Source organism: Salinisphaera sp., from assembly GCF_002729955.1.
In the GTDB taxonomy this organism is placed as follows: domain Bacteria; phylum Pseudomonadota; class Gammaproteobacteria; order Nevskiales; family Salinisphaeraceae; genus Salinisphaera.
Map to the genome: position 1 here is coordinate 1 of NZ_PBYA01000015.1, position 10,733 is coordinate 10,733.

The 10,733-nt window shown below is 60.8% G+C and carries 13 protein-coding genes and 1 pseudogene; 1 reads left to right on the top strand and 13 read right to left on the bottom strand.

What is annotated here, in order from left to right; all coding sequences use genetic code 11:
- The 11 genes from CMN27_RS04305 to lnt all read right to left on the bottom strand — a co-directional run.
- On the bottom strand, nt 1-531 hold a 531-nt coding region (locus CMN27_RS04305), incomplete at its 3' end, for a methyltransferase domain-containing protein (RefSeq protein ID WP_293624199.1).
- Nucleotides 532-673: 142 nt separating this feature from the next.
- Nucleotides 674-1,309 carry a peroxiredoxin gene (locus CMN27_RS04310; protein WP_293624201.1) on the bottom strand — a complete coding sequence of 212 codons (636 nt, stop codon included), beginning with the start codon at nt 1,307-1,309 and terminating at the stop codon, nt 674-676.
- 69 nt (nt 1,310-1,378) lie between these two features.
- Nucleotides 1,379-1,666 (bottom strand): hypothetical protein, encoded by a 288-nt coding sequence (locus CMN27_RS04315; RefSeq protein ID WP_006911938.1) that lies wholly within the window; start codon nt 1,664-1,666, stop codon nt 1,379-1,381.
- A 4-nt stretch (nt 1,667-1,670) separates the two neighbouring features.
- Complete coding sequence (locus tag CMN27_RS04320) at nt 1,671-2,000, bottom strand: hypothetical protein (protein ID WP_209064655.1); 330 nt, start codon at nt 1,998-2,000, stop codon at nt 1,671-1,673.
- 34 nt (nt 2,001-2,034) lie between these two features.
- The gene (locus tag CMN27_RS04325) at nt 2,035-2,445 is read right to left on the bottom strand and encodes a DUF411 domain-containing protein (RefSeq protein ID WP_161627807.1); all 411 of its coding nucleotides are present in this window, start codon (nt 2,443-2,445) and stop codon (nt 2,035-2,037) included.
- Between the two features lie 218 nt (nt 2,446-2,663).
- Nucleotides 2,664-2,993: a hypothetical protein gene (locus CMN27_RS04330; RefSeq protein WP_006911935.1), complete on the bottom strand. Its 330-nt coding sequence runs from the start codon at nt 2,991-2,993 to the stop codon at nt 2,664-2,666.
- 87 nt (nt 2,994-3,080) lie between these two features.
- Entirely contained in the window at nt 3,081-4,643 is a 1,563-nt protein-coding gene (locus tag CMN27_RS04335; RefSeq protein WP_293624218.1) for a multicopper oxidase family protein, read from the bottom strand.
- Between the two features lie 41 nt (nt 4,644-4,684).
- Nucleotides 4,685-5,077, bottom strand: coding sequence for a hypothetical protein (locus CMN27_RS04340; protein WP_123657077.1), 393 nt, complete (start codon nt 5,075-5,077; stop codon nt 4,685-4,687).
- Nucleotides 5,058-5,564, bottom strand: a complete 507-nt coding sequence (lspA, locus tag CMN27_RS04345; RefSeq protein WP_021031445.1) for a signal peptidase II — start codon at nt 5,562-5,564, stop codon at nt 5,058-5,060. Before lspA ends, CMN27_RS04340 begins: the two co-directional genes overlap by 20 nt.
- A gap of 42 nt (nt 5,565-5,606) precedes the next feature.
- Nucleotides 5,607-6,236 carry a cation diffusion facilitator family transporter gene (locus CMN27_RS04350; protein WP_006911931.1) on the bottom strand — a complete coding sequence of 210 codons (630 nt, stop codon included), beginning with the start codon at nt 6,234-6,236 and terminating at the stop codon, nt 5,607-5,609.
- A gap of 89 nt (nt 6,237-6,325) precedes the next feature.
- Complete coding sequence (gene lnt, locus CMN27_RS04355; RefSeq protein WP_293624230.1) at nt 6,326-7,864, bottom strand: apolipoprotein N-acyltransferase; 1,539 nt, start codon at nt 7,862-7,864, stop codon at nt 6,326-6,328.
- 88 nt (nt 7,865-7,952) lie between these two features.
- On the opposite strand from lnt, the gene CMN27_RS04360 reads away from it, so the two are divergent.
- Entirely contained in the window at nt 7,953-8,360 is a 408-nt protein-coding gene (locus CMN27_RS04360; RefSeq protein WP_006911929.1) for a helix-turn-helix domain-containing protein, read from the top strand.
- A 541-nt stretch (nt 8,361-8,901) separates the two neighbouring features.
- Here CMN27_RS04360 and CMN27_RS04365 read toward each other — a convergent pair.
- The gene (locus CMN27_RS04365) at nt 8,902-9,303 is read right to left on the bottom strand and encodes a hypothetical protein (RefSeq protein ID WP_293624233.1); all 402 of its coding nucleotides are present in this window, start codon (nt 9,301-9,303) and stop codon (nt 8,902-8,904) included.
- Between the two features lie 51 nt (nt 9,304-9,354).
- Nucleotides 9,355-10,635 (bottom strand): annotated as a pseudogene (locus tag CMN27_RS04370) (heavy metal translocating P-type ATPase); the annotation flags it as partial.
- Between the last annotated feature and the right edge of the window lie 98 nt (nt 10,636-10,733).

The window sequence follows — 10,733 nt, forward strand, 5'->3', positions numbered from 1 at the left end:
AGCGCACTCATGCGTTCGATAGGTCCGTGCGTGCGCATGCGCGCGCAGCCGTTGATAGCGCTCGAACAGCCGGCACATCAGATAATCGCCACACCAGTCGGTGAGCACGAGCTGGCCGCCGGGGCGCAGCACGCGCCGCATTTCGATCAAGGCGTCGAGCGGCCGCGCGACGTAGTGAAACATGCTGCAGGAAACGACGAGGTCGAACTGCGCGTCGGCAAATGGGATCTGCTCTGCCCATCCCTCATGAAGTGCTATATCAGACGGGAGTTTGCGGCGCGCGACCTTGAGCATGGCGGGTACCGGATCCACGCCCACGAACCGAGTTGCGGGATGAACGGCCGCAAGACGATAAAGCAGGGCGCCCGTTCCGCAGCCCACATCGAGTAATCGATCCTCCTCGCCCAGCGGCAAACGCGCGATCGTCTCCTGCATCGTCGCCTCGATATAGAACGACCACTTCCGATCATAGCGGCCCGCAATCCGAGCGTATTCCGCGACAACCTCTTGGTACGGCGCTTGGGTTTGCATGTCGGAAACAAGCCTGTGGTTGGATGGCCGACGTCATGCATCGATCGGATCCATGCCCAGCGCGGACGGCTCATGACGTGATCGCCGGTAACGCCCCAGATACAACAACGCGCCTGTATCCGGGGCAGCACACTCTCGGTCGTTACTTGTTCGGCTGCTGGGTTATGCGCAGATAGGGCTTGAGTTCGTTCCAGCCGGCCGGGAACAGCTTCTCGGCCTCCTCGTTGGACAGCGCGGGCGACACGATCACGTCGTCGCCGTCCTGCCAATTGGCCGGGGTGGTGACCTTGTAGTTGTCGGTCAGCTGCAACGAATCGATCACCCGCAGAATCTCGTCGAAATTACGCCCGGCACTCTTCGGATAGGTCAGCGTCATCCGGATCTTCTTGTTGGAATCGATGATGAACACGCTGCGCACCGTCGACGTGTCGCCGGCGTTCGGGTGGATCATGTCGTAGAGTTCCGCGACCTTGCGGTCGGAGTCGCCGATGATCGGGAAGTTCACGGACTGGCCTTGGGTTTCCTCGATATCGGCCGACCAGCGTTTGTGATCATCCACCGAATCCACCGAGACCACGATGGCTTTCACGTTGCGCTGGGCGAACCTTTCCTTGAGACCGCCGACCGCGCCCAGCTCGGTGGTGCACACCGGTGTGAAGTCGGCCGGATGCGACATCAACATGCCCCAGCCGTCGCCAAGCCATTCGTGGAAATCGATCTCGCCTTCGGTGGTATCGGCGGTGAAATTCGGGGCGGTATCGCCTAGATGTAAGCTCATTTCTATACTCCTGTTCGATCAAGAAGAGGCCGGCGGCCACCGGGATTGGGGCCGCCGGCGCATTCGTGTCTAGCCCTTGTCGGTCGAACCGTCCGGGCCGTTCATATTCTCCATCTTGCTCTGCATCATCTTGTTGCAGGTTTCCATCATGTCGTTCATCCGGGTCATCATTTTCATCATCGGCATGTCCTTGTTGTTCATGCCCATGCCATGACCCTTTTCACTATCGTCTTGCATCATCTGCCCCATGTTGTCCGCGGGTGCCGACTGGGTATCGTCGCCTGGCGTGGCGGCGAGTACGGCGGGTGCGCCCGCGATCAGAGCGGCGGCAATAATCGTTTTTACTGTTGTACGCATGGTTCTAGTCCTCTTTGGATTGTGCAGAAGGCGCGCTCAACGGCGCTGTCTGCTGTGAATAACGGGTTTGCGTGTTTGGTTCCTGTCGGGCCGTTGAATCATCAGTAGCTTTCGGTCGCATGCTCCACATCATCCAGCCCATCATGATCATGCAGGGCAGGATGAACAGCAGCGGCACGGCCCCGATGGCCACGACCCAGTTCCAGTTGAATACGAGCCCGATTACCGCGGCGACCAAGCCGCCCACGAGCACGCTGCGTGGCTCGAGCCAGCGCCGGGCCGGATGACCCGAGTCGGACGACGAAGTCGATGCTTCGGAATTGCAGCTTTTCACCATTGATTTCCTCGATGGTTGCCTGAAGACAGGCCTAATACGTCGTGTAAACGTCATCACTCAGCGTGTGAATCACGAAAGGTTCCTGCTTTTCGCCACCCATGCCGGGGGATCCCATCGGCATTCCGGGCAGCGAGATGCCACGGATATCGGGCTGTTCGTCCAGCAGTTTGTTGATTACTTGCGCCGGCACATGGCCGACGACGACATAGTTGCCGACCATCATGGTGTGGCAGGAGGAGAGCTTGGCGGGCACGCCGTGCTGACGGTTGATGCCGGCCATATCGTTGGTGTCGAGCACTTCGACGTCGAAACCGTTTTCATTGAGGTAGTCGGCGTATTTCTCGCAGCACATACAGCCGGGGTTGTGATACAGGGCGGCCTGGATCGGCGCCGCGAAAGCGATGCCGGTAAAGGCCGAGGCAAACGCCAGGAGCGACCACATCGCTATGGCGCGAATTAGAATGTTCTTCATCGGAATATGACTCCACGTGACTTGAATCGATGTGTCCGGATTCATCCTCAGGGGCACGGTTTTCGCATTACCCGTATTTCGTCGGGTCACGACGATCGTGTGCTGCGGAGCGCTGCGGTCGGGCACAAATTGCCCGAGCGACCGCCAGGAAGAATCCGAGGAACGTGGCGCGTTAGGCGCCCGTCGGATCAGGCGTGGAGGTCACGCGGAGGGAAGGGATCGGGGCCATCCAGCAGCCGGCCGCGATGGGCGGACGGGGAAGGAAACAGCGCCGCGGGCGCCGGATGAAAAACCGGCATATCGGTACGGTTCATGCTGGCGACCATCGCGCAGGCGGCCACGGCACAGCTGGCGGTAGCCGATGCCGAATGCGGCTGATTCGACAACTCGTTCTGGCAAAGTGCGCAATCGTCCATCCGGGTCTCGGACTCCATGGACCATGCCATGACCGCGGGGCTCGCCAGTACGCTGCCGAGCATAACGATCATCACGAGCAATTGGGCAATGAACCGCTTCATATAAAAACTATAGGGCTTGGATTTTATCTTTACAAGACTGAAGCCGGGTACGGAGTCGAGGTTTTTTATACACGATAGTAACTCGGTTTATGAACGAACGCGGTAGTAACGCATCATGCCGTTATCCTCGTGTTCCATGTTGTGGCAGTGATACAAATAAAGCCCCTCGAAGTCGGCGAAGGTCAACGCGACACGCACGCGTTCGCCCGGCAACACAAGCACCGTGTCGTGTAGCCCGGAATCGACCAGTCCGGCCGCCAGACCGCTCCAGCCCCGGCGGCCGCCGATTTGCTCTCGCCCGACGACCGCGAACTGCAGCCCGTGCACGTGCATGGGATGCGGCATCATGGAGTCATTGACAAATTCCCAGACCTCGGTGTGTCCCAGGGGCACGATTTCGTGGTCGGCCACGGTGGCGCCTTCGAACCGGCGGCCGTTGATGGCGAAGCCGCGCATCATGACCATGCCCAACTTGAAGCGGCGCAACGGGGTGTCGCGCTCGACCGGTGGCGTCTGCAAATCCTCGGCGAGACGTTCAGGCAGTCGTTCCTTGCCGCGTTCGCGCCGTGTTACGCGCAAGGCGAGTAACGGGACGCGTGTGCCTGCGGGGAGGTCTGCGCCGCCCATCATGCCGCTACCCATCATTCCGCCGCCCATCATGTTGTCCATCATCCCGGCCTGGTAGCTGTCGCTGAGCAGGCGCAGTTCATCGCCGGGGTCGTTTGCGGATAAATCCACCCACAGATCGATGCGCTGGGCCGGCGCCAGGGCCACGAAGGGATATTGGCGCGGCGCCGCCAGCAGGCCACCGTCGGTGCCGAGCACAGTCATGGGCCGGCCGTCGCTCCAGGCCAGTTTGTAGATGCGCGAGTTGGAGCCATTGAGTATTCGTAGACGGTACGGCCGGGTGGCGACTTCGCGTGCGCTATCCGGTTGTCCGTTGACCAGGATGCGGTCGCCGAGAAAGCCGCGCATGCGGGTCATCATGGTGCCCATGCCGCTGCCGATATAGGTCAACTCGTTGTCGCCGGCGAAGCGGCGGTCTTGCAGAACCAGGATCATTTCCTGATCCCCGGCCGGCAGCCCCAGGGCGCGCTCGGCCTCGTCCTCGATGACCAGCGGGCCGGCCAAACCCGCATAGCTTTGAAAGCCCACCCGGCCGCCGTCCGGTCCGTGCGGGTGCGGGTGGTACCAATACAGCCCGGCGCGGTCGCGCACATCGAAGGCTACGGTCATGGCTTCGTCGGGCTTGATCGGCAGCCGTGGCTGGCCGTCCACATCCGGCGGCACGTGCAGCCCGTGCCAATGCACGGTGGTGTCCTCCGGCAGGCTGTTCTCCAACCGGGCGTGGAAACGCTGGCCGCGGCGCAGCCGGATCAGCGGCCCGGTGTAGCTGTCGCCCACCGGGGTGATGGTATCCGCGGGGCCATTACGCAGTTCGGCCGTGTAGCGCCAGACTTCGCTTGGCGTGCCGGGCAAAATGGGCACGGTATCCGGACGCGCGCGCAGCCGAATGTCGACGTCGAAGGGGCCATTTTCGAGGCCGTAATGGCCCGCGCCTTCGCGTTTCGTACCCGCGGCCGCGTTGTCTTTACACGCCGTCAACAGAGCTGTGGGCGTCAAAGCGGTGATACCCGCAAGGCCGCCCACGCAACGCAATAGCATGCGGCGTCTGGGGTCGATAGTCGTCATCAGCTACGCAGGTATTTGATCAGCGCCACCACGGCGAGCACCAATACGCTCAACACGAGAAGTGCAAACAGCACCCACGCGGCCATCATCGGGCCACCCATCATGCCGCATTGCATCATTGATCCGTTCATCAGACCGCCGTCGCCCATGCGGCCCGGGCCGGTCTGTCCCGCGGCAGGGGCGATCCCGATAATGGAGCCAAGCAGGCTCAACAGCAATGCTACGAATAGCTTCATGGTGTTTTCCATGCTTTTGGTCGGTAGAGATTCAGGTATCGAGCCGTACTTGTCATTCAAAATTACTCTAGCGTGCCCGGCCAGCGGTGGGGATTCGGGCAGCCCGAGCCGGGACTCAGCGATCGGGCCGATACGCTCACTCGCGGTATCTTGCATGTGCCCACATCAGTGATGCAGCGCCGGTTGTGATCCAGACGTCGGCCAGGTTGAATGCCGGCCAGTGGTACTGTGCGAAATGGAAATCGAGAAAGTCCACGACGTAGCCGCGTAGCAGGCGATCCGTCAAGTTGCCCAGCGCACCGCCTAAAATCGCACTGAGCGCGATCCCTTGACCTTGCGAAGTCACCCCGCGCCACAGCCAGCGCAACAGAAAGGCCGATATGACAACGGCGACACCGATCAGGAATGCCCGTTGCCACCCACCCGCATCGGCCAGAAAGCTGAATGCGGCACCCGTATTATGTAGATGTGTCCAGCTAAAAAACTCTGTGACGGCTCTGCGCTCACCATAGTCAAGATAGGTGCTGGCCGCGTACTTGGCTGCTTGATCTACGAGCAGCAGCGCAAGAGACAACCCCAGCCACCGCAGCTTGTCGGTCGGGCTAGCACTTTTCAGCGTGCCGCCTATCGACCCCGTAGACACGAGCTGTGACTCCTGTTCGCAGTGCACGTATATATCGCCACGTCAAAGGGCTCCCGTGGGCGACGATGCCTGAAGTTCGTCTCGCGTTTTGCGCGCGTCCTTCAGGATGCGGACACCGCCGCGTAGGACGATGAAACCAACGACCAGACCGATAATGAGGTCGGGGTAACGCGTGTCGAAGTAGTAGACAAGCGCGCCGCCGACAATGACGCCAACATTGGCGATCACATCGTTGGCCGAAAAGATCCAACTCGCGCGCATATGGACGCCGCCTTCCCGATGGCGGGCGATGATGAGCAAACACGTGATATTCGCGACAAGTGCCGCCAAGCCCATCGCTATCATGTAGGCGGGCTCGGGATCGCTGCCCATAACGGTCCGCCGGACCACTTCGCCCAAGGCGAACAAAGCGAGCAATATCTGCACAACGCCGCCAATGGAAGCCGCGCGCGCCTTGTGATGGACGGCGCGCCCCACCGCATACAGCCCGGCAGAATAAACCGCCGCATCGGCGAAGTTGTCGAGTGAATCGGCGATCAGCGCGGTGGAGCCGCCCAGCAAACCAATCCCGAATTCAGCCAGAAACATGACGCCATTGATCGCCAGCAGCCAGTAGAGCGCCTTTTGTTGGGCCTGGTCTTCGGCCTCGAATTCACAGCCGCAATCGGCCATCGCGTGTTACCTCCACCGGCGCAATCGTGCACCGACTCTGTTGAACATATAGCGACGATAAAACCTCTAGCAACTAAAGGGTCAAGCAGTCAGCGCGAAGAATCCCTTTGCCTTTTCCCTGCCCAAACGAGCATGCTCAGCGCGATCCCAATGAAAGCCAGTACCGGCTTGTCCCGCCAGCGGACGTAGGGCGTGGTCCCCGTGCGCGGTGTAACCTCTGCCGGCAAAACAGTCGACTCGAACTGTGGCGCGCGGGCCAGCGCTTGACCGTTGTGGTCGATCATGGCCGTGAGGCCGGTGTTGGTTGAACGTAAGAGCGGACGCCCAGTCTCAATGGCGCGCATTTGCGCAATTTGCAGATGTTGATGCGGCCCGAGGGAATCCCCGAACCAGGCGTCGTTACTCAGGTTGACCAACAACTGCGCGGCCGGGAGCAGGTCGGCGACTTCAGCGCCGAACGCCACATCAAAGCAAATCAATGCACCGATGGGCACGCCGGAGGCATATAGCAGTCGCGGTCGCTGGCCTGCACTGAAGTCTTCTACCGGCGCGCCCAGGATATTGAGCCATGGGCCGACGAGTCCGCGCAGTGGGACGTATTCACCGAAGGGCACCAGATGGCGCTTGTAATAGAACCGACGCGGACGAGCCAAACTGACGGCGGCATTGTATGCCTGGCCTTGGTCGGTGCGTACGGGAATCCCGAGTATCAGGGTCGATCCGCGTGCGCCAAGGCGTGTTTGGAGTCGGTCTAAATATTCAGAGGCTTGATCGAACCACGCCGGCACGGCGGTTTCCGGCCAGACGATAAGGTCGGTTCCCGCGTAGGGTTGGGTAAGCGCTCGATAGCGCCTCAAGGTGAACGCGAGCGCCTCCGGCTTCCACTTCCTGTCTTGTTTCATATTCCCCTGCACAAGCGCGACGGACAGGGGTTTGGCGACCGGCTCGGTCCATTCACGATCAAGCAGTGATGTGCCGAGCAATAGCGCCACCAGTGCGCCGCTTGTGATTGCCAGGCGCCACAAGCTGAAACGAAGCATCGTCCACGCCAGAGCACCTGCCATCACGGCCACAACAAAGCTCACGCCCAGCACGCCAAACACCGGTGCGATTGCGGCAAGCGGTGTGCCGATCTGGCTGTAACCTAGAAAAAGCCAAGGAAAGCCGGTCAGGAACCAGAGCCGGACCCATTCGCTCAATACCCATGCCGCCGGCAATCCAAGCCACAGTGCGAAACCACCCGTCCGCGAGCATAAGGTGCGCACGAGAAATATCGCTGACCACGGGAACAAGGCCAACAAGGCCACAAAGGCCGCAGTGAGGAACATGGCAAGCGCAGGCCCGCTGCCGTAGCGACTGATGCTGATAAACACCCAGGACACGCCTACGCCGAAGTAACCCAGGCCGAAGAAATAGCTCGTCCAGAGCGCTTGGCGTTTCGGTAGATGGGCGGCCAGTAGGAATAGAGCAGCCGGCGACAGCACGGCGAGCCAATACCAACCCAACGGCGCGAAAGCTAGCGGCAGAAGCGCGCCAGCAAGCAAAGCCACGCTATAGACCGCGAGCAGGCCCGGGAATACTGTTATGTTGCGCGCCGGCACGCGGTTGATCAATGCTTGCTTGCACACACGATATTCCTACGCTTGAGTTGCCAGCGGGCGATAGGAGCGCCACGATAAATCCTCGAGTTGCTAGAGCTTCAAGCACGAGGTATTCATGACGCAATCCGATCTGCGTATTGGCGATCTCGCCCGACGCACGGGCGTAGGCGTGGCCACGATCCGCTACTATGGCGATGTAGGTCTGCTACCGGAAGCGGGCCGCAGTGAGGGGGGTCAGCGCTATTACGATACATCTCACCTTGAACGGCTCATATTCATCAAACGTTGCCGGGAACTGGGTTTCAGCCAAGACGATGTACGCACGCTCCTGACACATGCCGATCAGAGTGAGGCTTCCTGTGAAGACGTCGCTCGACTCGCAGAAAAGCATCTTGAAGCCGTGCGTGACAAGCTTGCGACCTTGCAAGCTTTGGAAAACTCACTGGACGATATGATCCATGCCTGCCATGGGGGGCGGATCGAAGATTGCCGCATCGTCAAGGCCCTGGCGAATAACCACTAGCGTTGCCGATACGCTGCGGACAAGCGTCGCAGTTAGCGTACGATTTTTCCGTTTCGTGAGATGACCCCGTCAACGTCAAATGGGCTTTTCGCGCTGTCACGATGGTGCCAACATCTCTATCGTTATCAATCTCAGCTTCGTTTTTAACGCCGACGAGTAGGCCGCAGGCCCTGAGCCACACAGCAAAGCCAGCGAATCGGCAATGTAGATGCCGTCATAGGCGGCGTAGATCCGACCGGAGAAGCCCACGTCGATACGCGTGAGCGATAGGCAAAGACCGCCGTGAGAACGGCCCGCCCCATTTACGCAGGAATTCGCCATCCGGGCCGAACTGCTGCCGTTGCCCGATCAGCCGCCCATGCCCGATCCTTGCGCCGGCGTGCCTGACAATCCGTGGTGCCCGGTTACTGGCGATGGCAACAACGGTAAGGGGAACGACAATGCGGCGGCACGGACTTCCCCCCGGGGCAGCGGCGACGGTTGAGGCCATGGGTTTGCAGCGTCGCTTTTGCCTGTTTTCGGCGTTGATTCCAAAGTCCGGTCATCTCGCCCTGTTGGTTGAACTGCTTTTCAGCGGCGCGGGCGTACGAAGCGCGGGCCAGATACTCCAACTCAACACACCGAGCGCCGCGAGTTGCAGGATCGCCTTGGTCCAGAAGCCGATGATCGCCCCCTCAACCAAATGAAACAGCACGAACAGCGTAAGCAGCGGTGCGATATAACGATGCCCTCGCCACAAACCAACGACGAAGTACGCGACCAAAGCAAGGGAGATATAGATGTTGCAGGCGCGATACGATAGCCACCCGAAATTGATCACCTCCGGCGCCCAGCCTTGGGCGCGGTAAATCAGAACGCTGGTCGCGCAGGCGGCGAATAAAAGTTGCAATACAATCAGCGTAATGGTCTGCCATCGATTAAGCGACCACACTTGTCGTTCCACTCTCATTGGCTCGGCTCCATGTCAAAATCGATAAACGGCGAGCTTTTTCGTTCAGTCGGCCACACTCGCCACCGCATCGAAAAACATCGTTGGCCGCTGCCACAGCGAGTTGACGAAGATCGCGGTCACGCTGGCCGCCATGGCGACCATGGCCCACACCGGGTAAATCAGGCCCGTGGCTGCCAGCGGAATACCGATGCCGTTGAACAAAAAAGCCAGGCCCACGTTCTGCAACATCTTGCGATAGCCCCAGCGGCTGATCTGCCAGGCCGTGATGACCGCACCGAGCTGTCCGTTGAGGATGATGATATCGGCTGCGTCGATGGCGATATCGGTGCCAGAGCCCATAGCGATACCGATATCAGCCTGCATCAGCGCTGGCGCGTCGTTGATGCCGTCGCCGACCATGGCGAGACGCGCGTCGCGCTGCATAGCACGCAGGCGCTCGGCCTTCTGATCGGGGAGCACGCCGGCATACACATCGTCGATGCCCGCGCGCTCGGCGATATGGCGAGCGGTGCGTTCGTTGTCGCCGGTGAGCATCGCGGTACGAATGCCCAGATCGTGCAGTCGGGCGATGGTATCCGCAGTGTCGGCTCGTAGGGCGTCGCCGAGCGCGATCGCGCCGAGCAGTCGTGCGCCGCGGGCCACGACGATCACCGTGTGGCCCTGTTGTTCGGCGGTATCGATGCGTTCCTGCAAGGCGTCCAATGCGACGCCTGCGGCGCTCAGAAACGCCGGACTGCCGACCCGTACGGTCTCGCCGTCGATCTGCGCTGTCACGCCGCGGCCAGACTCGGCCTGAAAGTCGGCAATCTCGGGGAAATCCAGTCCGCGTTCCAGTGCCGCTTCGACCACCGCGCGGCCCAGCGGATGCTCCGAGGCCGCTTCCACGGCGGCGGCAACCGCCAGCAGCGTGTCGTCGTCGTGATCGTCGACGTTATGAATATCACGCACCGCCGGCCGGCCTTCGGTGAGTGTGCCGGTCTTGTCGAAAACCACAGCGTCGATCTTGCGCAGTGCCTGGAAGGCTTCGCCGGTGCGCATCAGCACACCCTTATCGGCCGCCTCACCGGCACCGCGCACGATCGACAGCGGCGCGGAGATGCCGACCGCGCAGGGGTAGCCCATTACCAGTACGGTCAGCGCGGCGAACACCGCGCGCTGAAACTCGGGATCGGCGCCGAAGGCGAGCGGCCCGAGGGCCCATCCCAGAAAAGCGAGCGTGGAAATCGCGAGCACCGTTGGCGTATAGACCTGCAGTACCCGATCGACGATATGCAGCAAGCCGGGCTTGAGCGCGCGGGCGTCTTCGACGCTGGATATCACCTTGAGCTGGACCCCATGCATTGGACAGTCCGCAGCGATTTCTAAGTGATGACCTGCCGGGTTAAGCCGCCTGCGGTAGCGGCTGTGTGTCGAAGTAGACC